The 23,641-nt window shown below is 44.9% G+C and carries 24 protein-coding genes; 17 read left to right on the top strand and 7 right to left on the bottom strand.

Annotation, left to right across the window (positions count from 1 at the left end):
* Positions 1-20: 20 nt before the first annotated feature.
* Entirely contained in the window at positions 21-1,709 is a 1,689-nt protein-coding gene (boxC, locus tag O3A65_04600; protein MDA1331751.1) for a 2,3-epoxybenzoyl-CoA dihydrolase, read from the bottom strand.
* A gap of 12 nt (positions 1,710-1,721) precedes the next feature.
* Positions 1,722-2,657, bottom strand: a complete 936-nt coding sequence (locus O3A65_04595) for a helix-turn-helix transcriptional regulator (protein MDA1331750.1) — start codon at positions 2,655-2,657, stop codon at positions 1,722-1,724.
* Positions 2,658-2,862: 205 nt separating this feature from the next.
* Between O3A65_04595 and O3A65_04590 the strand changes: the two genes are divergently transcribed.
* From O3A65_04590 to O3A65_04540, 11 genes are all read left to right on the top strand, one after another.
* Positions 2,863-3,336, top strand: coding sequence for a flavodoxin domain-containing protein (locus tag O3A65_04590; GenBank protein ID MDA1331749.1), 474 nt, complete (start codon positions 2,863-2,865; stop codon positions 3,334-3,336).
* A 115-nt stretch (positions 3,337-3,451) separates the two neighbouring features.
* Entirely contained in the window at positions 3,452-4,990 is a 1,539-nt protein-coding gene (locus tag O3A65_04585) for a benzoate-CoA ligase family protein (protein ID MDA1331748.1), read from the top strand.
* A 30-nt stretch (positions 4,991-5,020) separates the two neighbouring features.
* Positions 5,021-6,202, top strand: a complete 1,182-nt coding sequence (locus O3A65_04580; GenBank protein ID MDA1331747.1) for an ABC transporter substrate-binding protein — start codon at positions 5,021-5,023, stop codon at positions 6,200-6,202.
* A 131-nt stretch (positions 6,203-6,333) separates the two neighbouring features.
* Complete coding sequence (locus tag O3A65_04575; GenBank protein ID MDA1331746.1) at positions 6,334-7,602, top strand: hypothetical protein; 1,269 nt, start codon at positions 6,334-6,336, stop codon at positions 7,600-7,602.
* 8 nt (positions 7,603-7,610) lie between these two features.
* On the top strand, positions 7,611-8,507 hold the full coding sequence (locus tag O3A65_04570) for a branched-chain amino acid ABC transporter permease (protein ID MDA1331745.1): 897 nt from the start codon (positions 7,611-7,613) through the stop codon (positions 8,505-8,507).
* Positions 8,508-9,458 carry a branched-chain amino acid ABC transporter permease gene (locus O3A65_04565; protein ID MDA1331744.1) on the top strand — a complete coding sequence of 317 codons (951 nt, stop codon included), beginning with the start codon at positions 8,508-8,510 and terminating at the stop codon, positions 9,456-9,458. It begins immediately after the preceding gene.
* Positions 9,455-10,207, top strand: a complete 753-nt coding sequence (locus O3A65_04560) for an ABC transporter ATP-binding protein (GenBank protein ID MDA1331743.1) — start codon at positions 9,455-9,457, stop codon at positions 10,205-10,207. Before O3A65_04565 ends, O3A65_04560 begins: the two co-directional genes overlap by 4 nt.
* Positions 10,200-10,913, top strand: coding sequence for an ABC transporter ATP-binding protein (locus O3A65_04555; GenBank protein MDA1331742.1), 714 nt, complete (start codon positions 10,200-10,202; stop codon positions 10,911-10,913). The genes O3A65_04560 and O3A65_04555 overlap by 8 nt, the downstream gene beginning before the upstream one ends.
* Positions 10,914-10,955: 42 nt before the next feature.
* Complete coding sequence (locus O3A65_04550) at positions 10,956-11,753, top strand: alpha/beta hydrolase (protein ID MDA1331741.1); 798 nt, start codon at positions 10,956-10,958, stop codon at positions 11,751-11,753.
* Positions 11,746-11,874, top strand: coding sequence for a hypothetical protein (locus O3A65_04545; GenBank protein ID MDA1331740.1), 129 nt, complete (start codon positions 11,746-11,748; stop codon positions 11,872-11,874). The genes O3A65_04550 and O3A65_04545 overlap by 8 nt, the downstream gene beginning before the upstream one ends.
* A 50-nt stretch (positions 11,875-11,924) precedes the next feature.
* Positions 11,925-12,359 (top strand): CDGSH iron-sulfur domain-containing protein, encoded by a 435-nt coding sequence (locus O3A65_04540; protein MDA1331739.1) that lies wholly within the window; start codon positions 11,925-11,927, stop codon positions 12,357-12,359.
* Between the two features lie 7 nt (positions 12,360-12,366).
* Here O3A65_04540 and O3A65_04535 read toward each other — a convergent pair whose 3' ends face one another.
* Genes O3A65_04535 through O3A65_04515 form a run of 5 tightly spaced genes read right to left on the bottom strand, consistent with a single transcriptional unit; the run spans position 12,367 to position 17,213 of the window.
* Positions 12,367-13,347, bottom strand: coding sequence for a metal-dependent hydrolase (locus O3A65_04535; protein MDA1331738.1), 981 nt, complete (start codon positions 13,345-13,347; stop codon positions 12,367-12,369).
* 18 nt (positions 13,348-13,365) lie between these two features.
* Complete coding sequence (locus tag O3A65_04530) at positions 13,366-14,751, bottom strand: FAD-binding protein (GenBank protein ID MDA1331737.1); 1,386 nt, start codon at positions 14,749-14,751, stop codon at positions 13,366-13,368.
* Between the two features lie 27 nt (positions 14,752-14,778).
* On the bottom strand, positions 14,779-15,141 hold the full coding sequence (locus tag O3A65_04525; GenBank protein ID MDA1331736.1) for an ArsC family reductase: 363 nt from the start codon (positions 15,139-15,141) through the stop codon (positions 14,779-14,781).
* Positions 15,142-15,155: 14 nt separating this feature from the next.
* A complete protein-coding gene (locus O3A65_04520) occupies positions 15,156-16,247 on the bottom strand; it encodes a mandelate racemase (protein MDA1331735.1) in 1,092 nt (363 codons plus the stop codon).
* A gap of 30 nt (positions 16,248-16,277) precedes the next feature.
* Positions 16,278-17,213: a 2-dehydropantoate 2-reductase gene (locus O3A65_04515; GenBank protein MDA1331734.1), complete on the bottom strand. Its 936-nt coding sequence runs from the start codon at positions 17,211-17,213 to the stop codon at positions 16,278-16,280.
* Positions 17,214-17,308: 95 nt separating this feature from the next.
* Between O3A65_04515 and O3A65_04510 the strand changes: the two genes are divergently transcribed.
* The 6 genes from O3A65_04510 to O3A65_04485 all read left to right on the top strand — a co-directional run bounded on the left by O3A65_04510 (position 17,309) and on the right by O3A65_04485 (position 23,508).
* Positions 17,309-18,502 carry an aminotransferase class I/II-fold pyridoxal phosphate-dependent enzyme gene (locus O3A65_04510; GenBank protein ID MDA1331733.1) on the top strand — a complete coding sequence of 398 codons (1,194 nt, stop codon included), beginning with the start codon at positions 17,309-17,311 and terminating at the stop codon, positions 18,500-18,502.
* A 56-nt stretch (positions 18,503-18,558) separates the two neighbouring features.
* The gene (locus O3A65_04505; protein ID MDA1331732.1) at positions 18,559-19,422 is read left to right on the top strand and encodes an alpha/beta hydrolase; all 864 of its coding nucleotides are present in this window, start codon (positions 18,559-18,561) and stop codon (positions 19,420-19,422) included.
* 43 nt (positions 19,423-19,465) lie between these two features.
* Positions 19,466-20,347: a tetratricopeptide repeat protein gene (locus O3A65_04500; protein ID MDA1331731.1), complete on the top strand. Its 882-nt coding sequence runs from the start codon at positions 19,466-19,468 to the stop codon at positions 20,345-20,347.
* A 30-nt stretch (positions 20,348-20,377) separates the two neighbouring features.
* Positions 20,378-20,968 (top strand): hypothetical protein, encoded by a 591-nt coding sequence (locus O3A65_04495; GenBank protein ID MDA1331730.1) that lies wholly within the window; start codon positions 20,378-20,380, stop codon positions 20,966-20,968.
* A gap of 161 nt (positions 20,969-21,129) precedes the next feature.
* The gene (locus O3A65_04490) at positions 21,130-22,287 is read left to right on the top strand and encodes an epoxide hydrolase (protein MDA1331729.1); all 1,158 of its coding nucleotides are present in this window, start codon (positions 21,130-21,132) and stop codon (positions 22,285-22,287) included.
* 141 nt (positions 22,288-22,428) lie between these two features.
* A complete protein-coding gene (locus O3A65_04485) occupies positions 22,429-23,508 on the top strand; it encodes a TRAP transporter substrate-binding protein (GenBank protein MDA1331728.1) in 1,080 nt (359 codons plus the stop codon).
* The last annotated feature ends 133 nt before the right edge of the window (positions 23,509-23,641 follow it).

The raw sequence follows: 23,641 nt of genomic DNA, 5'->3' as shown, positions 1-23,641 counted from the left end.
GAAGTAGTTAAGTCTTATCCTTAAATTCTTTGCCAGTTGAAGTCTGGTTTTTTTCCGCTTCCGTATAACTTAAGGGCTCCCTGGTCTCCAACCGCATTAGGCCTTATGAATATCCAATTTTGCCAAGCAGATAATCTGGTAAAGATGCGCGTTTCCATCGTTTCAGGCCCAGAAAATCTGAGATTCGCTTCCATCCCTGTTAGGGCGTCTGGCGATAAGCTGTTACGTTCTTCTATCGCGAGGCGTAGCTCGTCATCCCAATCTATATCATCGGGAGTATATGTTACGAGCCCGATGTTGAGCGCCTCTTCCGCGTCTAATAACTTGCCCTCAAGGGATGTCACTTCTTGAAGTTGATGATCATGACCATAAAATCGGTTTTGTAATCGAGATAGATGATTGATCATTGGAAAGCTGCCAAAATTTAATTTCGATAGACCGATGGTAGGGTGCTCTCCGTCCTCCGTCTCTGAAAGCATAAAAATTCTGTCTGCAGCGAGAGCAATTTCAAAAAGTGTTCCCGCAAAGCATGAGCCTTCGCCGATGAGCGCAAACATCGTTCTTGAGGAAACATCTAGGCGCGCTAAAGTTCTGCGTAAATATCCGATTGTTTCCTTCACGAACCAATCTTCTTGATACTCTAAGATGATGGCATCCATTTTGAGGACGTCGCTACAATTTCCAACCGTTCGAAATATCCAGGTGCCAATCTCAAGTTCATTGGTTCGCAATAGCAAAATCCCGTCATCTAACTCTCGAGCGAATGTTAATGGCCACCAATCGCACCCTTGTTGGTGAATGGATTCTAGACTCTCTCCCGTTATCGTTGATGGCACGTTGATTACGATTGTTGCAGTTCGAGCCGAGCGATTAATAGCGATGTCTACAGTTGAGTAGTGCATGCCTGCACTATCTATTGTTCGTTTTAGTTGTGTTAGACCTACGCCGGTCGCCCCTTCTGGGCGCGAGCTTTTTGAGGACAGTTCTTTGACGATATTTTTTTCAACTGCACTAAAGTCATTTGGTTTGGCAATTACGTCTACAAGACCCCATGCCTGCGCACGGTCTGCTCTGACTCCTTCAGTTGTGGAGCAAAACACATCGGCTAAATCTCTCCGGACCTTTCTTTTATCGATAACGCGAGTAAGTCCTCCGGTTCCTGGTAGGACACCTAGAAGGGGCACCTCTGGGAGGCTTACACTGGAGGATCGATCGTCGATCATGAGGAGTTTGTCGCAGGCAAGCGCGAGTTCATAGCCTCCGCCGGCAACAGTGCCGTTAATTGAGGCAATAAATTTTAAGCCGTCGTACCGGCTCGAGTCTTCGATACCATTTCTGGTTTCATTGGTGAATTTACAAAAGTTAACTTTCCAAGAGTACGTTGACTGTCCGAGCATATAAATATTAGCGCCAGAACAAAACATTTTTTCTTTTGCTGATGTAATCACAACGCATTTGACATTGGGGTGTTCAAATCTGATTCTGTTGATGGCGTCATAGAGTTCGATGTCAACGCCGAGATCGTATGAGTTGAGTTTCAGTTTGTAGCCGGGCTTCAGGCCGGCATCTTCATTCACGTCCATATGCAGTGTCGCAGTACTTTCACTGACGGAGAGAGACCAATGCCTGTAGAGTGTTGGATGAGTATCAAAAAAAACCGTCTGAGCTTGGCTCGATTCTGTTTCTTGATGTGAAGGTTGGGCAGTCATAAGGAGTCTTGATCAGTGCGTATGTTGTATTAATTTTCGAAGGGTTCGATCCGCTAAGATTTGGCTTGCAATGACGTGAGGGGCTTTCCCGTCAGTCGCCAATGTCACATCCGCTTTTTCATAGCTGGATTGTCGTTTGGCAAGAATATCTTTAAGTTGCTCCATCGCTCTACTGTTACCAGCGATTGGCCGTAAGTCACCTTGAGCCACGACTCGATCCATGTGTTCTCTGGGGGAAGCTTTAAGCCACACTGTGTAACAAGTTGCCAGAAGTAAGTCATAAGTAGGCTGCTCTTGTACAATACTACCGCCAGTAGAAATGATGCAGTTATCCCCATTACTCAGTACATTTTCAAGGCACGTTTTTTCTAAATTTCGATAGCCTTCTTGGCCATAGGTAATAAAAATTTCTGATAGTGGAGCATTAACTAGTTTCTCTATTTCCCGATCAATCTCAACAAAAGGAATGCCTAAGATCGCGGACAGTCTCTGTCCCACCGTAGTTTTGCCAGCTCCCCGCAGGCCGATTAGAGCAATGCGGTAACTTCGGCTTGCCGGAGAATTGCGAAGCTCTCCTAGTAATTGATCTTTAAATCTAAGTCGGTCACTACTCGATAGGCCGGCTAACAGTCCCAGCAAGAGTCGTGACTCGGCGTTAATCGGTGCCGAATTTGATATGAGAGTCTCTGGCTCGACATCAAGGGATTGCGCTACTTGCCGTAGCAGAGCAATGGACACATTCCCTTGGCCCGATTCGAGCAGCGCAAGATATCGTTCCGACACGCCGGATTTCTCCGATACGAGCTTTCTGGTTATTTTCTTTTCTTTTCTAAGCTTTTTTAGTCTCGAACCGACTGATCGTAGAAATTCAGTGTTCATTGATTCTCGAGAGGGTTGTGGATCGGCTGATTTACTACTGATTTCATTAGGATGCGCTGTTTTAAGCATGCTTTAGGTCTTCCTTTTGCTGTAATTATTTACATTACCAGTGGTAGTAGACTCAGTTGATGTCATCAAGTTCATCATTATTAGAAATATATTTCTTAATACAATGAATCATACCGCATTATTGGTTTGTCTATATAATGGGCAAAAAAATAGTACATTATATGCAATATATTACACTTTAATACATTAGTTTGGAACTCAATAAATGACGAAGCAGATCAAGATCCTGATTGGCACCATGACCGGTAACGCTCAGTCAGTAGCAAAGGAATTAGAGTTGAGATTTGACGGTGAGGGGATTCAAGTCGATACGGTAGACATGGATAAGCTGACTACCGATATCTTTGATCCGGATAGCATCTATTTGATTTGCACATCGACTTATGGACAAGGCGATGTGCCTGACAATGCTAGGGGCCTTATAGCTGCACTTAAAGAATCGAAACCAAATTTGCAAAATATACGCTACGGCTTGATTGCTCTCGGTGATCGAACTTATGCGGAAACATTTTGTTTCGGCGGTAAGCACTTTGATGATGTCTTGCGTCAGTGCGGGGCTGAGCGAATCGGGGATATACTGATGCACGACGCCAGCTCTGGCACAATGCCGGAAGAGGAAGCGGCTGATTGGTCCGAGGGATGGCTGAAATTATGTGATCTTGTTTTTTCAGATGATTGAGCAAAAATAATCCGGTTAACAATCTACAGTGAAGAGAACTAGTGTGTCAAAAACCAATACAAGCGATGTGAACTTGTATACGTCCGATCACTCAACGAGTCCTCCGACCATCAATATGCCTCGACTGTTCAATGCGGCGCACGATTTGTTAGAGAGAAATATCGTAGAGGGGCGAGCGGCAAAAATTGCATACATTGACGATGGTGGACGCTACACATTTGCAGAACTGTGTGTACGTGCAAATCAGTCAGCGAACGCGTTACAAAAACTAGGCTTGGAGATGGAGGATCGAGTGATGGTTGTGCACTCTGACACCATCGATTTCCCATCAGTATTTCTCGGCGCTATAAAAGCAGGAATCATTCCTGTTGCTGTCAATACGCTACTGACTCCGGAAGATTACGAATTCATGATGGAGGATAGCCGGGCGAAGGCACTGATTGTGACCTCATCGTTATTGGAAAAGTTGGGTAGCGCAATTACGAAGTCTAAATATCTGCAACACGTTATTGTTTCAGGAGAGCTCAACTCAGAATATCATCACTTGCAAAGTCTTCAAAGCCAAGCTAGCAAAGATTGCGAGCCTGCACGCACCTCATGCGATGATGTTTGTTTTTGGCTTTATTCATCTGGCTCAACTGGTAAGCCTAAAGGAACAGTCCATATTCATTCGAGTCTGGCTTACACGGCGGAACTCTATGCCAAACCAATTTTAGGGATAAAGGAAGACGATATCGTTTTTTCTGCTGCCAAATTATTCTTTGCTTACGGGCTGGGTAATGGATTGACATTCCCGCTCTCTGTAGGGGCGACAACGATTTTAATGTCAGAGAGGCCAACACCTGATTCCGTGTTTAAAAGAATTAAAGATCATCAACCCACAATATTTTATGGGGTCCCAACGTTATTTGGAGCCATGTTAGCTAGTGATGACTTGCCCAGTAGGGACGAAGTTTCAGTTCGCATAGCGACCTCGGCTGGTGAGGCGCTTCCTCCACAAATTGGAGAACGTTGGACGTCTCATTTTAGCAGCGAAATATTAGATGGAATTGGATCAACTGAAATGTTGCATATCTTTTTATCAAATCGACCAGGAGAGGTGCGATACGGGACCACTGGCAAACCCGTCCCAGGCTATGAGATACGGTTGGTGGGCGAAGATGGTCGAGACGTTCCTATAGGGGAGCTAGGGGAGCTTCAAATTAAGGGTCCTTCAGCAGCAAATTTATATTGGAATCAAAGGCAGAAGTCTAGAGAGACCTTCTGTGGTGAGTGGACTCGAGCGGGAGATAAGTATAGTTGTGATGAGCAAGGGTTTTATACTTACGGTGGACGATCAGACGATATGCTTAAGGTGAGCGGATTGTATGTTTCCCCCTTTGAGGTTGAGGCGGTTTTAATGTCCCACCCTGCTGTGCTCGAAGCGGCAGTTGTCGGTGACGAAGACGAAGATAAGCTTACTAAACCGCGAGCTTTTGTTGTATTGACCAGTGGTTCAGATGCCAGCCAATCACTGGTTGATGAATTGAAAGATTATGTGAAATCTAAGCTTGCTTCATTCAAGTATCCGAGGTGGATTGAGTTCGTTGAAGTGCTACCAAAGACTGCGACTGGTAAAATTCAACGGTTCAAGTTACGTCAAAAAAACACATGAGCACAATAAAAAATTAACAAGGGGGGCAAGATGTCAATCATTAATCGTCGTGAATTTATGGCTGGAGCTTCGGCTTTAGCTGGCTTATCTTTTTTGTCATTAGCTGGATGTAACAAGACTGATAACGCTATTCGCGTGGGATTCATGCTTCCGTATACAGGGACATTTGCAGAGCTTGGGATGGCCATTGAAAATGGATTTAGGCTGGCTTTGGCTGAATTGGGGGATAAACCATACGGAAAATCTATCGAATTTTTCACCGTCGATGATGAATCAGATCCCGCAAAGGCGACCGATTATGCGAACAAGATTATGACGCGGGATAATGTCGACGTAGTCATTGGTACCGTACATTCAGGTGTCGCTATGGGAATGATCAAAGTAGCGAAGGAAACAGGAACTTTAGTGATCATTCCGAATGCTGGAGCGAACGCGGCTACGGGTTCGATGTGTGCACCTAATGTATTTCGTACCTCATTCTCTAATTGGCAACCTACTCACCCTTTGGGAAGAGTCATGGTTGAAAATGGACACAAAAAATCGGTTTTTGTGACTTGGAAGTACGGTGCAGGGGAAGAGGCATTAGCGTCATTTCGAGAGGGATTCGAAGCTGCGGGCGGTGAGGTCATTAAAGAATTATTCTGTCCCTTTCCTGACGTTGAGTTCCAAGCGATTCTTACCGAAATAGCTTCTCTAAAACCTGATGCGGTTGCTTGTTTCTTCGCTGGCGGTGGAGCTGTCAAGTTTGTTAAGGATTACACAGCAGCAGGACTCAAGTCTTCAATCCCGCTGTACGGATCAGGTTTCCTGACAGAGGGGGTGCTTGATGCTCAGGGGGAGGCTGCTGAGGGTATTACAACAACGCTTCACTATGCTGATGGACTTAAAAATGTTAAGAATCTCGCGTTCCGAGAGGCTTACCGAACAGCATACAATCAAGAGGCTGACGTTTATGCGGTTCAGGGCTATGACGCTGGTCTTTTGTTGATCAAGGCTCTTCAGGAAACATCCGGTGATTTATCTCTAAAGACCCAGGCAATTAAGGCTATGGAGGGTGCGGAGATTGACAGCCCACGTGGGCGTTGGAAAATGTCGAAGTCCCACAATCCCATACAAAATTTTTATACTTTGAGGGTGGAAAATGGTATCAATACTGTGATTGGTACGGCATGGGAGAGTTTAGAAGATCCTGGTGTCGGTTGTAGTCTCTAAGTTTTAGGCAGTGCTGATGACCAAAACTAGAAGGGGACCAAGAAGATTTTTCTTGGTTGTCATTTAGAATGATTGGCAATATTACTAGCCATATCTTATCTCCTATATATGTTTGGTCTTAGCGTGAATGTATGGTTTTTTCTCAGCTTGATTTAGCTAGTCAGATAAATACGCTCTTTGATCTGTGTGTCGACCTCGAATGTGATTCGTCAGGTGACTTGAGTGTTGTTCGCGGGAAGCTTGACGCAAACTCCGTGGTGATTGTTGGGTTTGATTTTAATCTTGTAGGAGGGTCCATTGGATCGTCGGAAGCGAGCCAGCTGCGAGTTGCTATAACGGCAGCCGAACAAATGACCTTGCCGCTGATTATGTTACTGAATACTGGAGGCGTTCGAGTTCCGGAAGGTGCTGATGCTCTAGGAGCCTTTCGTTTCGCCTTTAGAGATTTACTTGACGCCAAATTGAGAGGTTTACAAGTTATATCCCTAGTGACCCAGCACTGCTACGGAGGCGGTAGCATGCTCGCCGCAGTTAGTGACAGCGTGTTGGTGAATGTGGAGTCGCAATTTTCGATGTCTGGCTTGAGGCTGATTCAAGCATTGAGTCAATACGCGGGTGAGGGCGAGGTAACGACTGATCAGGCTAGGTTGATTTTGAGTGGGGAGAGTCGGGTTAGCACATCGAGTCGATTTCAATTGGTCAAAGACGAGGTAGAAGATTATCGACGAGGCTTGCAGCATTTGCTATCTTCTTCCGAAAATCTAAGGCCGTCTATCAATCAATCTCTCCTTGACTTGGAGCGCAGATTTGTTTCAAACGGAGTGATACGTAGCATTCCGTTTAGCGCTAAAGAGTCTATTCATCCGTTAATTGATAGGAGCAAGTTTGGTCGCGAGAATTCGTGGTCTGGAAAAGCTTCATTATATGTGCAGGACATTCAGGTTGGTTCTACAACAGCAGTTTATGCTTTAGTAGCAGATTATTTTGCGGACGCTGAGAGTATTTATGATTTAGTAAAAACTATTAATACTTTGCCCAACTCAGTCTTAAATATTAATATTTTTATTGACTGCCCTAGCCATTCCCCCAGCCTGATCGATGAAGCGTTACTCTTGTCAGAGCACCTTGCGATGTTGGCTCTTGTTGTGAGGTTAAAACACTTGAGTGGAGTTTACGTGCATGTTTTGGTGATAGGTTCTTCAGGAGGTGGAATTTTTGCTGCGTTATCTGCTGCGGCCTCACGGATGAGTGTGCTCTCGACGGGATCAGTCCAAGTATTACCGCGAGCGGCGCTCAACGTAATGCATCGTCCTAATGAGAGATTGATAAATACGAAGCAATTACTTGAGTCAGGAGCAGTTGACGATATGATTGAAGATCTCTCAAGTGTTTTGAGTTAGGAATTCGAATGGATGCGGCCACACTTCTCATACAGACCATGAATGGTATTCAATACGGCCTACTTTTATTTTTGGTGGCCAGTGGTTTGACGTTGATATTTGGCATTATGGGTGTAATCAATATTGCTCATGGTAGTTTTTACATGATTGGGGCTTATCTAGCCTGGTCATTAACGGGGTGGGTTGGAAATTTTTGGATTGGCCTTGTCGCTGGGGTCGCGGTCGCATTACTGCTCGGGTTGGTTTTAGAGTGGTTGTTTATAAGGTTTTTGTACGACCGGGACCATCTACAGCAAGTACTAGTTACGTATGGGTTAATACTTATTTTTTCTGAGTTGAGAAGCATGATCTGGGGAGATAGTGTGCATAGCGTTCCTATTCCGGAACTCTTGAATGGATCAATACAATTAACGGAAAATTTATCTTATCCGATCTATCGTCTTTGGTTGTCTTGTGTGTGTATTGTTATCGCGATACTGATGTTTTTCGGGATACAATATACGCGATTGGGAATGATGATTCGCGCTGGCGAATCAGATAGAGAAATGACAAAAGCTCTAGGCATAAATATTGGGTTGGTCTACCGATTTATATTTGCTTTAGGCGTGTCGCTAGCCGCTTTTTCGGGGATGATATCTGCTCCGATTTCGTCAGTATTTCCAGGGATGGGTAATCAAGTACTGATTGTTAGTTTTGTGGTCGTCGTCATAGGTGGTTTAGGCTCGATCAAGGGGGCAATGATTGCAGCTTTATTGGTTGGATTGATTGATACCTTTGGGAAAGTTATTCATTTGGATATTTTTGGAGTGAACATTTTTCCAGAGATGTCGGGAATGAGTATTTTCGCATTGATGGCGTTGATACTGATGTTACGTCCTAAAGGCCTATTCGGCAGGGAGCATTGATTGAACGCTGTATTTAGAAATGCTCTTTTGTTGGTACTGCTCCTAATGCTAATCTTGATTCCCGTCTTCGGAGAACGTTTTTACGTTCAATTCGCTTCGAAGATTTTAATCATGATTATATTCGTGAGTAGTCTTAATTTATTAGTTGGTTTCACTGGATTAGTGAGCTTAGGACACGCTGCATTTTTCGGTTCTTCTGGCTACGTTCTTGCTATTTTGAGCCCCATCGGGACATCAGTGAATTTATTTGTAGCACTTCTGGCTAGTATGCTGTGTGTAGGTGTTCTGGGTATTGTATTTGGAGCCTTAGTATTGCGTACAAAAGGCATATTTTTCATCATGTCTACGTTAGCTCTTGGTGAGATGCTGTTTTATTTCTTACACGATACAGCTTTTGCAGGTGGTTCGGATGGTATCTTCATTTACGACCGACCGAGTTTTGATCTGTTTGGTTGGTGGCAACTCGATTTATCTAATGCGAGCCATTTTTATTATCTGGCGTTGATACTGGTATGTTTGGTTTTAATGTTGATCAAGAGAATTATGAATTCACCATTTGGCCGAGTTATCTCTGGAATTCGTGTTAATGAACATAGAACTGAAGCTCTTGGATATCAAACCTATAAATTCAAGTTGGTGTGTTTTGTCATTGCGAGCATGATTGCGGCTATCAGTGGATTTTTAGCTGCGGTTCAGTTCGGTGTTGTTAACCCAGAAATGGTTGGGTGGCATGCGTCAGGGCACGCTCTTATGATGGTTATTCTTGGTGGTAAAGGATCGATATTAGGGCCTGTGCTCGGCACGACAACACTTATGCTTATTGAGGAAATCTTTCAGGCCGCAACCAAGCATTGGCAACTACTGACGGGAATCGTAGTGGTTTTGGTCGCCTTGTTTTTTCCGAATGGGTTAGCTGGATTGAAGTTTCCCAAAAAGAGACTTAAAACATGAGCGCGGTGATTGAGGCCAGAGGTTTGACAAAACGCTTTGCCGGATTGACGGCGGTGTCGGATGTTTCACTTTCCTGCGAGCGTGGGGTGATTCACGCCGTAATCGGCCCTAATGGAGCTGGGAAAAGTACGCTCATAGATTTGTTGTCAGGTGACTTAAAGCCAACAAGTGGAAAAATATTAATTGATGGGCTTGATGTTACGGGTTCTGGATCGTCGCAAATGAGTCTGCTGGGGGTGGGTCGGAGTTATCAGCGTAGTAATATTTATCCTAGCCTGACCGTCGTTGAGAATTGCAATATTGCCGTTCAGTCTCGTGCTGAAATTTCTATGCGCTTTTTGGGAGCTGTCAGCGCTTATCCTGAAGTTGAGGTTGGCACTAAGCGTGTCTTGGAACGAGTACGACTCGAATCTGTTGCGCATAAAAGAGTAAGCGAATTGTCCCATGGGGAGCAGAGGCAGGTCGAAATTGCCTTAGCGCTTGCAACAAAACCAAAGGTATTGCTTTTGGATGAGCCTTTATCGGGCATGGGGGCAGAAGAGTCATTAAGGATTGTCGAATTACTTAGGAGTATTCGATCGGAGTTTGCAGTTATATTGGTTGAGCATGAGATGGATGCGGTATTCGCTTTGGCGGACACGCTGACAGTGATGTTAAATGGCTGCGTGATTGAAGCCGGCTTACCTCAAGACATTCGTTCTAGTGTTCGGGTTCAAGCCGCCTATCTTGGAGAGGACTTTAGTGGCTGATGCGTTAGTGAACGTCACAGATCTTCACTCTCATTACGGATCAAGTCATGTACTTTATGGCGTGAGCTTGGAAATTAAACCTGGTGAAACAGTAGCGCTGATGGGTCGGAACGGAATGGGTAAAACGACGCTCCTTAAATGTCTTATGGGTTTGGTGCCTACTACTTCTGGCTCAATTCGGTTTCGAGGGCAGGATATCAAATTATTGGCCACTCACTTACTCGCTCTTCAAGGTATTGCGTATGTTCCAGAGGGGCGTGGTATTTTTGGGAACCTGTCCGTTAAAGAAAACTTACTTTTAGCTGCGCGATCGGGGTTTGAGGGTCGAATGGATTGGACTTATGATCGAGTGCTTGATAATTTTCCTCGACTTAAGGAGCGTTTGACCCATGGCGGGCAGCAGATCTCTGGGGGTGAGCAACAGATGTTAAGTATTGGTAGGGCGTTACTAACCAACCCGGATTTGTTGATATTAGATGAGGCAACAGAGGGGCTCGCACCGCTAATTGCTCAACATATCTGGAGCATAATTAACATCGTTAAAACGTCTGGTATCTCATGTTTAATTGTCGACAAAAACTTTAGCGCTCTTGCAAAAATATCGAACCGAAGTGTTGTAATGGTTAAAGGTGGCATTGTGTTTGATGACGTTCCGTCTAAATTAATAGAGCAGCCAAAAAAACTTAAACATTGGTTGGGAATTTAAGAATTCAAATGAGCCGAACATTTTTTTGAAAGAATTGCAGGCATGAGAATTACGAATAGCGTTTTTGATATCGATGACAAGCGGTTAGAGTATAGATGCATTGAGCCTAATAATTCGACTTCGACAACAGACGCACTTGTTATGCTGCATGAGGGCCTTGGTTCTATTGAATTATGGAAGAGCTTTCCTGAGGATCTGGCTAAAGCAACGGGATGTCGTGTTTTTGTATATTCGAGATATGGGTATGGTAGGTCCACACCTCTTTCTGAAAAGCGGCCGGTGGAATATATGCATTACGAAGCCTTAAATATTCTGCCTAATTTTTTAAAGCATATTGGAGTCGTGTGCCCCATATTGATTGGGCACAGCGATGGGGCTTCCATCGCACTCATTCATAATGGCGGTGGACATGACGTTAATGGTTTAGTATTAATGGCTCCTCATGTGTTTGTAGAGGATCGGGCGGTGCAAAGTATTGAGCAGGCTCGGGTAGCTTTTGAAAAAACGGAGTTGCCAAAAAAATTAGATCGCTATCACGATAATGTTGAATCCGCCTTTTGGGGTTGGAATGACGTTTGGTTATCGTCTGAATTCAAAAGTTGGAATATAGAAAAATACGTTGCAAATGTTAGTTGCGAATCGTTACTTATTCAAAGTGATACTGACCCTTATGGGACATTGGCTCAAATTGAAATCATCGAGAAGTTATCACCAGCACCCACTCAGAGAGTGCTGTTAGAAGATTGTGGACATTCCCCGCATGTTGATCAACCCAGGATCACCTTGGAGAACATTGTTCATTTTGTTGAAGATATTTTGAATGAGGCAAAGGATGAATAGACGAAAAGTCGTTGTGATTGCGGGCTCTACTTCAGGTATTGGTGCAGTAATTGCGAGGACTTTTGCATCGAATGGGTATGACATTGGCCTTAACGGATTTAGTAGCGAAGAAGATATTTAGGTGATTCCTATCGACAGCTGGACTGCTCATCAGTCATACCGTTATCGTCCATGCTGAAGATTAGAGTCATTAGAGATGGCCCCTTGTATTTTGATACTCCATTTACTTATATTGATGAGCGGGGAGTGTCGCGGAAATACGATGGCGCCCCATTGAGTCTATGTCGCTGTGGCAGGATGAGTAGAGCTCCATTTTGTGATCAATCTCACAGTTCTTTTCCATTTACAACAGATGATCACCTCAACGTCGAATATAAAGTCAGTCATGAGAATTCCGTTTCGTTAGAAGAACCCAGTCTTGTGAAGGCAATCGAGGATGGGCCTCTCTATATATCCGGGTCGGTATCCATCGTCGATGAAAGTCATGTAAGTTGGGAAGGGAATCGAGTGAAGTTATGTCGATGTGGCTACTCGCAGATAAAGCCGTTTTGCGATGGGGCGCACAAGAGTGTGTATTCAGTTTGTAAGGAACAGTTAAGTTTGTAGGTAAGAACTAAAGCATCTCGAAGATTTCTTTTAACCGTTCTTGGTTGTAGCGTGTCCCTTTCTTTACAGGTTTGATCGCTTGCCATGTGCCCGACGTTTTATCAGCAATTGCGAAACGAAAAACATAATCTGGCTCCGAGCCCATGCGTAAGTCGCTGATTATCAGTTCATCTTCGATGATCTCTGCTTTAAGAAATCCGTGTGAAAACCATTTGAGCTTTTCAAAACTTATGTAATTAGACGCAGCAGCTCGCGCTTCAGGCTCGATATTTACTTGTCGAAACTTAATCTCTTGTTCAGGTTTTCTTAAGGAGTAAAAGCCTTCGCGATATCCTTCGGCGTTAATCACAACGACACGCCAAAGTAATGTATTAAATGGCGTGGGGACAGTGAAGTATTTTTGTGTCTCAGTGATATTGAGGTTTAGCGCCAAGGCCACTTTATGATCTACTATGCTTTTCCCTACCCACGACCAAGCCAGATATCCGGAGCTTATTAGAAGTCCTATCGTCAGCGTTGTTTGGATGTGTTTCCATTGGGGTGCGTACATTACGAGAACGGTAGCGAGGACGAGTGGGAGCGTGTATGCCGGATCGATAATGAAAATTGTGGACCACATTATCGGTGGTGTATGGAGAGGCCAAAGTAGTTGTGTTCCGTAAATCGTATGGGCATCTAGAATCGCATGTGTTACCAGAACGAGCGTGATCGAGGCTAGCCAACGATAGGGGTCGCTTGAAACGCAATTACTGAGCTTCCTAGCAATAAACCAAATTAATAGTGCTAGCGAAACCAGTACGAGAAGCGAGTGACTGAACCCTCGATGCTTGATGAAGTTGTCGATGGGGTCAGCGTAGCGGATCAGTATATCTAAGTCTGGCAGTGTGCCTAGCGCTGCACCCGTCACCGCTGCGCGGCGCTTATCTTTTGGGGATACGCATACTGAGCCGACAGTAGCCCCAAGAGCCATTTGAGTCAGCGAGTCCAAAGAGGTAACTTCAGTGTGTTATACGGTGAAAATTTTTCCGGGATTCATGATGTTTTTTGGGTCAAGTGCCTTTTTAATAGTGCGCATTACAGACACACCTTCACCGTGCTCTGCAGTTAAAAATTTCATCTTCCCAAGTCCAATGCCATGCTCCCCGGTGCATGTGCCGTCCATAGCAATAGCGCGCATGACTAATCGGTCGTTCAATCTTTCTGCTTCTTTTAGCTCGTGCTCCTCTTCTCTCTTAATTACGAAGCCAAGATGAAAATTTCCATCTCCAACGTGACCGACGAGTGGTGCTATCAAAAAGCTATCCGCTAGATCTTTTTTGGTTTCTAAAATGCATTCGGCAAGTCTTGAAATGGGGACGCAGACATCGGTTGCCCACACTTCTGCTCCGGCTCTCAAGGCCTTAGTGGCATAAGTAACGTCGTGCCGTGCTGCCCACAATTTATTTCTATCTTCTGGTTTAGTAGCCCATTTGAATTCTCCACCAGAGTTCTCTGCTGCAATGCTTTGTACGGTTTCCGCGTACTCCTGAACACCAGCTTCACTGCCGTGAAATTCTAAAAATAAGGTATCTTTTACCGGATAGTCGAGTTGCGAATAAGCGTTCACCGCGCCCATTTGGACATCATCTAGTAATTCAATTCTAGCGACAGGGACGCCTAGTTGTATCGTTTGTATTACGGTATTAATTGCGCCCTCGAGTGAATCAAAAGAGCAGACGGCTGCTGCCATGGCTTCCGGAATGCCGTAAAGCTTTAAAGTAACTTCTGTAATAATTCCAAGGGTTCCTTCGGAGCCAACAAACAGACGAGTTAAGTCATAGCCAGCAGCAGATTTGCGTGCCCTTCTTGATGTGCGAATAACGCGCCCGTCTGCTAGGACGACGGTGAGCGCTAAAACATTCTCTCGCATCGTTCCATATCGAACGGCGTTTGTCCCTGATGCCCGTGTGGCCGCCATGCCGCCTAATGAAGCATCCGCCCCAGGATCAATTGGAAAAAACAGTCCTTGGTCTCTAATGAATTCATTCAGTTGCTTTCGTGTCACTCTTGCTTGCACAGTACAGTCCAAGTCCTCGGCATTGACACGTAATACTTGATTCATGTGCATGAGGTCTACGACGATGCCTCCGTTATGCGGAATGACGTTACCCTCAAGGCTGGTGCCTGTTCCATAGGCTATAACAGGGATCTCGAACTCAGAACATATCTTTACAATTTCTGATACTTCTTCAGTGGTTTTTGGAAAAACCACGACGTCAGGTCGGTGTGGATGGTGCCACGACTCGTCTTTTCCGTGGGTGTCTCTGACAGAAGTATTGGTTGAAATCCTATCGTTGAGTAAGTTGGATAATTTATCGAGTATGGTCTGCGAATCGTTTGCTGGAAGAGCCATTTTTTACACCTGTCACTAAGTTTTAAGTTAAGTCTTACGTACAAACTTTATCTGTTGGTATTGAGTTTCAGAAAATCCGACATAAACCTGGCCAGAGTCATCAATTAAAATCGGTCTTTTTATTAACGAAGGATATTGCTTCATTAGTGTACATGCTTTTTCTTTGACAACGTTGGCGCGTTCATCGTCACTTAGTTTACGCCAACTTGTACCATGATTATTGAGTAGGGTGTCCCAGGGCACTAGCTTACACCAGGCTTTGAGCCAAATCTCATTGACCCCCTCCTTTTTATAGTCGTGAAACTGGTACTTCACTTCATGTAGAGAAAGCCAATTCATAGCTTTTTTCATCGTGTTGCAGTTTTTAATACCAAAAATTTGGACGCCCATTTAATTTTCTATTGTTAAGGCACCAAATACTGCTTTACGACTTTTTCATCCCACGAGATTCCGATCCCTGGTCGATCTGGTGTTATCGCCATTCCGTTGACAATTTTGATGGGCTCTTGCATCACGCTAGCTCCCCAGTCCACGTATTCGAGCCAGTGTCGTGTGGGTGAGATAGAAAGAAGGTGGCAACTAATTTCAGGGAATAAATGACTGGAGAGGTCTAACGCGTTTACTTGGGCTAAGGCCGCAGCCCTAAGCCATCCAGTGACACCCCCGATTCTTTGCACATCAGGCATATAAAAATCCCCAGCCTCTGCATCGATTGCTTTTTTCATCTCTAGCGAGTTGAGTAGGTTCTCTCCAATTTGAATCGGGGTGTCAATCGATACGCGGACTTTCGCGCAACCTTCGTAGTCATCGTGACGAATAGGATCTTCTATCCAATAAAGTCCTTCATAATCAAGTGCTTGGCAACGTTTTATGGCTTCATTCAATGACAGTGATTGATTAATGTCAGCCATCAGGCCAATGTCATCACCAATTTCTTTTTTTACAGCTCGAATGGCAGCAAGATCTAGGTTGAAGTCAGGTCGTCCAATCCGCATTTTTACAGCTTTGTAATCCCCGCTGCGAATGAGTTCTTGTGCTTGTTTTGGCAGAGTGTCTGCAGTTTCATTGGTCCAAAGTCCACAGCTGTTGTAGGCTTGGATTGAGGTCGGGCTACCGCCGAGCGCGGCGGCCAACGGAAGCTCTAGGCTTTTTGCAAAAATGTCCCAAACTGCCATGTCAATGCCTGCAAGTACTTGACCTAAAATCCCGTGAGCATCGTATAACGTGAATTGTCTTCTGAGTTTACCTTCAATATCCAAGGGAGACACTGTATCTCCTACGATAAGCTCGCAAACGGCATTGAAGCAGTCCACAGTAGGTTTAAGCATACTCTTCGAGAAAGTGAATAAGTACGTGTGTCCCGTGATCCCTTCATTAGTTTCTATATCGATAAGAACAAGGCTGGCTGTATCGATCGAACCGCTCGCAGGACGAGGAGGGTATTTGATCGGGGTGGCTACGGGCCGAGCTCGGAACCCTGCAATCGTTATTGGCATGGTTATCTCCTGTGTTAATTTTATTAGGACTTAAATTTGAGCTTCTTCGGGTTTCCCGTTTTCAAAGAGTTTTAATGCTGTATATACGAATGCATTCGCAGGAGTTGGAACGTTGAGTACTTCTCCGAGTTTTGCCACCATCCCTGAGAACCAAGGTACTTCGAGTCGGTATCCTCTTCGTAAATCTCCACACATTGATGCCACCATGCTCGGTGGATAATTGTCGATGATGGATAATTGTTCGTCAACAATATTTTCGCCAAATGCTAATCCTTTAGCTTTGGCGACGTCGATAATTTCTGAGAGTATTTGAATGAGGAGATTCCGTGTCGCAGGGTCACTTCGTATTGGGCCGATGGGCATTCTGCAAAGTGTAGTTATGGCTGACATGGTGACTAAACGTATATATTTTTCCCAAATCGCGCGATTAATATCTTTAGGTATTTCTACATTGATATTCGCGGCCTTGCATGAGTTAAACAATTTTTTTGCCCGTTCTGATGAAGAGTTATCTAGTTCTCCAAAAACTAGACTGGCCATATTCCCGTTGTGTCGAATGACTCCCGGTTTTTCTATTAATGCGGCGATGTTGGCGACTCCGCCCATGACATATTTTCCCGGGTAGACTTCTTTTAATTTGTCTTCCGCTACGATGCCGTTTTGAAGCGAGATGATTCCCGTTTCAGGTTTCAGTAAAGGCTTGACAGCCTTTATGGCTTCATCAGTAGCCCATAATTTTACTGCGATTATTACAATGTCTACTGGTCCTATTTCGTGTGTGTCATCAGTGCATTGGACATTGGTCAAGTGCATGTCCCCGAGTGCTGAATAGACTTTGAGGCCTTTGCACCTGATTGCAGCTAGATGCTCACCTCGAGCTATAAATACAATATCTTCACCGGCTTCGCTGAGCCGCGCACCAAAATAACCACCAACGCCGCCTGCGCCAACCACTGCTATTCGCATTTTTTTCCCTCAAAAAATAGAGCAATATGTGTTTCAATCCGCATTACTTGTATCGACGAGTACAATTATATATTTGAAGCGTAAAGGTTATGAATATGGACCATGCACAAACGTTGCGCAATGAATTACAGTTAAAAAAGGCATCACGGTTGGGGCATATTGAACCGTTCCATGTCGTCCGTATCATTACGCGCGCAATGGAACTTCAGGCAGCAGGGGTGGATATAGTGAATCTGGCGGTTGGGGAGCCTGATTTTGCGACCCCTCCGTTGATTGTTGATGAGGCGGTTCGTTCGCTCCGGGCGGACAGTATGCGTTACTCGCCTTCTCTAGGAAGGGATGAATTACGCGCAGCAATATCGCAATGGTATCGGCAAAGATATGGCCTCGATATTTCTAAAAACCGCATTGCGGTCACGACGGGCTCGTCTGGCGCTTTATTGCTTACTATGGGTGTCCTTTTATCTCCAGGAGATGAAATTCTCATGCCGGATCCAAGCTACCCGTGTAATCGTTATTTTGTCGCGGCGATGGAGGGTCGATCTACGTTGGTCCCTGTTGGTCCCGATACTGATTATCAGTTAACCGCAGAATTAGTCGAACGGTATTGGACTGAGAGAACTGTAGGCGTGATGGTAGCAAGTCCCTCTAATCCGACCGGCACGTTGATTAAAAAAGACGTTTTGCGAGATATCCATCGTGTTGTGCAAGCAAATCAGGGGACCTTAATTGTTGACGAGATTTATCATGGACTTACCTACGGGGAGGAAATTTCATCTGCGCTTGAGCTGGCGGATGACTTGTTTGTTATCAACAGCTTTTCTAAATATTTCGCAATGACGGGATGGCGATTGGGTTGGGCTGTTTTGCCAGAAGGGTACGTCAATGATTTTGAGAAATTGGCGCAAAACTTATATATTTCAAATCCCGATATTGCGCAGAGAGCTGCAATCGCTGCTTTTCATCCTGAAACTATTAAAGCGTTGGAGGCGAATCGCTTAAGTTATCGAGAGCAGAGAGATTTTTTATTATTTGAATTGAAAAAGATTGGTTTTAATATTCCTGTTGACCCAATGGGTGCGATATACATTTACGCTGACTGTAGTAAATTCACGAAGGATAGTTTCGGTTTTTGTCAGGATTTACTTGAGAACGCGGGTGTGGCTGTTGCTCCCGGGCTAGACTTTGGTGTTAATCGGGCGAGTGAGCATATTCGTTTTTCTTATCCCAAGCCGATTGCCGTACTTGCTGAAGGAGTGCGTAGAATAAAGGATCATTTGGGTTGCTGAAATTTGATGAGGCGTGTGAGTACAATTAATTCTGATTAGTTGCGAGAGAGATAAGTATGTCTGATTTTATGGTGGGAATGAGGCGCTCAACAGTTCGTGCTAACGGTATTCGAATGAATGTTTGGACAGGTGGTGAGGGGCCTACCTTGGTTTTGCTGCACGGATGGCCACAAACAGGGCAGATGTGGCATAAGGTGTCGCCGCATTTGATGAGGCAATTTAATTTAATTATTCCTGATTTGAGAGGATACGGAGACTCAGAAAAAGCTCGTACCGGGTTTGATAAAAAAACCATGTCGAGAGATATTGCCTGTCTAGCCAGTGAGTTAGGCCACGAAAAATTTTATGTCATGGGTCATGACCGAGGCGCTCGAGTTGCTCATCGTTTAGCACTTGATTTTTCAGAGCGGGTTGAAAAACTGGCTGTTTTGGATGTCGTGCCAACCCACACTGTTTTCAGTCAGATGGGGCGAGAGTTAGCTACCGCCTATTGGCATTGGTTTTATTTTCAAGCGCCAGATCTTCCGGAAATTATGATCAGAAACAGTGCGGAACCGTTTCTGCAGACAATATTTCAGTCTCTCAGTTGGAGAACAGATGCGATCGATGATGCCTTATTTGCGGAGTATCTCCGAGCCTTCACTTTGCCTGGAACCATTCGTTGTAGTTTGGAGGATTATCGAGCAGCAGCAACGATCGATTATGAAGATGACGAAAAAGAGCTAGGAACTAAACTTTCCTGTCCGGTCTATACAATATGGGGCCAATTTGGCAAGCTGGACTCGTTGTTCAATGTTGTGGATACCTGGAAAGAAAAAGCTGATGACGTAATAGGTAAATCGCTGCCTTGTGGGCATTTTATTCCTGAGGAGGCTCCCGAAGAGTTGTTACAGGAGGTCGTACCATTCTTCCTTGGCTAGCTGTTGTGATTTGGTGTTCTGATTAGAATTTAATGAGGAAAGTATGACTACTAAATATTTTGTTATGGGTCTTCTGGGTGTTCTTTTTGGATTGAGTTTTGGAGTACATGCAGACGAGCCTTCCCGCCCACGAGCAGATACCTTCACGGACCTCGACTCCAATAAGGATATGCTTGACCCATATAACCTGGGCTTACTTGTGGAGCGCGGGGACGTGAAAGCGATGAATAACGTCGGATTGTTGTGGGCTACAGGATACAACGGAAAGCAAAGTTTTGAAGAAGCTGTGAAGTGGTGGACTGAGGCAGCTAAGCGAGGGTACCTCCTTGCGATGAATAATCTTGGTCTCGCATACGCTAATGGGCAGGGAGTTAAAAAAGATATCAAGCAGGCTTTTGATTGGTGGCTTAAGGCGGCAATAGGAGGTAGCGCCTGGGCGATGAACTCGGTTGGTGATTGCTATGAGACTGGAGATGGCGTTACGCAAGACTATATTTTGGCGATGACTTGGTATAAAACCGCAGCGGATGCCGGAGACCCGCTTGCTCATTACAATGTTGGAGCGCTTTATCAAAATGGTCGGGGGTTAGATAAAAATTTTGAATCCGCACACCAGTGGTTTTTGGCCGGCTCGGAGCTGGGAGATCCCTACTCAATGTTGTCTTTGTGTGGGTTGTATCGCGATGGTTTGGGTACTACAAAAAATCTTGTTGAGGCCTTGGCTTGGTGTCAGATTTCGAGCGTCAGGCTAGATCCTCAAGATGGGGATAGTCTTCATCTTGCTGAGAGGGAAACTCGTTCTATCGAGAGTGAGTTAACGGATGAGCAACGAACGGAGGCCGCGAGTCGTTTGGAATTCATGAAAAAGTTTACAGCACCTCAAGAGCCTCAGAAGAGTTTGGATGAAGGCGAGTCACGCATCTAGTGTTAAGACCGTAAACATCTTGTGGTAGCCATGTTGTATCGATGGCTTCTCGTCTGGGTGCTGACGGGCTTGTCTTTAATTGGTTGCGTGTTCTCTACTTTGGTGGTGGCACAGGAGGCGACTTCTAACAATCCGAGTGTATACAGTAATCATCCTTCCGATGGCGGTCGAAATCTGAGTCAAATATTAGGCGAAACGCACCACATACCGATGGAAAAGCTTTTGCCGTATCTCCTTGTGGCGCTTGATCAAATCACCAAATATCGGATACCTGATACGCCTCCTTTAATAAGAAAGGTACCGGGCTCTTTGGTGCAGCAATATGCGTGCCAGAAGCCATGCGGCGCTCTTGCGGTTTATCGGACGGGTGAAGGCGTTTATCTTGATGAATCAATGGAGCCTGAGACGAATGTCTTCGCACGTTCGGTGTTATTTCATGAACTTGTTCACTATGTGCAGGATATGGATAAAGAGCTGGTCGACATTAAGGAGTGTGAACGTTGGTACCGACGTGAGCAGGAAGCTTATGCGCTTCAAAAACGTTTCTTAGAAATTGTTGGTAGCCTAATAAGAGTGGCTTACACTCAAGGCCAAGCCTGTGATCCTGATAGGGACGAATAGCTTGTGGTGTCTTTGCCGCAACCTCTGAGGCATTGAGTTGGCTCAGCTTTAGCAATCCTCAGCATGTCGTGGTTGTTCGCCTCATCCTGACTTTCGTCAATTTTTTTGGGAAAGGATTTTCTGTTAAGGTAAATCTTTACTGAATCTTATGATGAATCCATATGCGCAATAAGCACCTGACACCATTCACACTTTCGGTCCCGGATGAGGTTTTAGTTGACTTGAGGCGGCGATTGGAGAATACGCGCTGGCCAGATGAAATTCCCGATAACAATTGGGCTTACGGGACGGATTTGGGATATTTAAAAGACCTTTGTGCGTACTGGGTGAATGAATATGACTGGCGAACACATGAGAGGGTCATCAATCGGTTTAAACAATACAAGGCTAAGGTCGCTGGTATCGACTTGCACTTCATATACGAGGAGGGTAAAGGGGCAAACCCCTTGCCATTACTGCTGTCGCACGGTTGGCCAGGGTCTGTGTATGAGTTCCATAAGATACTGCCGATGCTCACTGACCCTTTGTCTCATGGCGGATCTGCCGATGATTCCTTCACTGTTATCGCACCGTCTTTACCCGGTTATACGTTTTCTTACCAACCGGGCCAAGCTCGTTTTTCAGTAGAGCAGATTGCCGATGCGTTTGCCGAGCTGATGACTAAAGTCTTGGGTTTTGACTCTTTCGTTGCACAAGGAGGAGATTGGGGGGGCTTTGTGACCTCGCGTATGGGTTTTGTTTACCCCGAATTGTTAAAGGCGATACACCTAAATTTTCTTGCGGTTCGAAGAGATCCAAGCATTGTTGAGAACCCTTCGGCGGAAGAGGCTGATTTCTTAAAGCAGCTGAATAAGTTTTTGAAAGACGAAACTGGATATCAATGGATTCAGGGTACTAAGCCACAAACATTGGCTTATGGTTTGACTGATTCTCCGGTGGGTTTAGCGGCTTGGTTGGTAGAAAAATTTCATACTTGGACTGATCATCGGGGTGACCTAGATGGTTATTTTGGTCGTGACACAATGCTCACTGACATCATGCTCTACTGGATTACGGGCGCTATCGGTTCTTCGTTTTGGCCTTATTACGCCAGAATGCACAGTCCATGGCCGATCCCAATCGGTAAAACTGTTGATGTCCCGATGGGGTACATTCAATTCCCAAAAGAGCTTCTCTCCCCTCCGCGATCAGTTGCAGATTTGTTTTATTCTGATATTCAAAGTTGGACCAATTGCGATAAGGGTGGACATTTCGCAGCCTTAGAGCAACCAGATTTGTTAGTAGAGGATATGCGTCAATTTTTCAGGGCTTTCCGTTAGGAGAGTCCTGCAGGCATAAGTAATGTGCAACTTTCTTTATTGTTGGTCAGTGTGCTAGGATAAAGATGAACAATATAAAAAAAACAGGGCTATAACAACTTTAAGTTTTAAAAAAAATACAATACTTTTGGGGGAGAACCAATGAGAGTAAGTAATCGTTTGTCCGGTCTTTTGGCGCTTGTAATCGTACTCGCAATGAGTGGTTGTGGTGGCAGCGATGGAGATTCAGCTGAGTCCTCAAAAGCACAGCAAAAAGTCAAACTGAATATGGCTAGTGCGTTCCCAGGCTCTCTTGAACTCATTGGTGAGAGTGGAAAACGTGTATCAAAAACCATTGAGGAAATTTCTGCGGGGACTTTAGACATTAAGTTTTTTGAGCCGGGAGCGCTGGTTCCCCCGCTGGAGGCGATTCCAGCGGCGTCGAAAGGCTCTGTCGATGTCGCGTGGTCAACTTCCGGATTTTATGCGGGTAATGATTTAGCGTTTAGTTTTTTTACATCAGTCCCCTTTGGCGCCGCTGCCGATGAACTTATCGCTTGGCTTGATTATGGTGGCGGAAATGAGCTCGCTGATGAAATGTACGCGAAACACAACATAAAAGCGGTACTTTGTATGGCGACCCCACCAGAGGCTTCGGGTTGGTTCAAGGAAGAAATCAAGTCCCTAGATGATCTAAAGGGTTTGAAGATGCGCTTCTTCGGTTTAGGTGCCAAAGTGATGGATAAACTAGGTGTCTCGACACAGTTGATTGCGGGCGGCGAAATATTTCAGGCGCTGCAGTTAGGCACTATTGATGCAACCGAGTTCTCAGTACCTACAGTAGATGAGAGTTCGAACTTTTATCAAGTTGTGAAACATTATTATTTTCCTGGTTGGCACCAAGCCACAGCAGCTGGACACTTATTTTTCAACATGGATGTATGGAATTCTCTCTCCCCCTATCATAAACGGGTTGTAGAGGTTGCCTGTGGTGAAAATGTCAAACATATGATTGCAGAGGGGGAGGCTACTCAGGCGCCTGCACTCCGCAGAATGGTGGAAAAACATGGCGTCAAAATACATTATTGGAAACCTGAGTTTTTGGCAGCTTTTAAGGGTGCGTGGGATGAAGTTGTTAAAGAGGAGTCCGCAAAGAATCCAAATTTCAAAAAAGTACATGATTCCTACACAAAGTTTAGAGAGGAGTACAAACTTTGGGGTGAAAATGGTTATATGAAATAGCCCTTAGCTGGACAGGCGCTCTTTAGTATGGAGCCTCATGTTGCGGTCGAGAGGCTGGATCGCAATAAGGTATAAACAATTAGTGGTTTATTTGGTGTTAGTGGATCTTGTTTTAAAGTCTTGGAAATGATAC

The organism is Pseudomonadota bacterium, assembly GCA_027624715.1.
Lineage (GTDB): Bacteria > Pseudomonadota > Gammaproteobacteria > Burkholderiales > Eutrophovitaceae > Eutrophovita.
The sequence above is the reverse complement of the archived record's forward strand: the minus strand, read 5'-3'. Positions and strand labels throughout refer to the sequence as shown.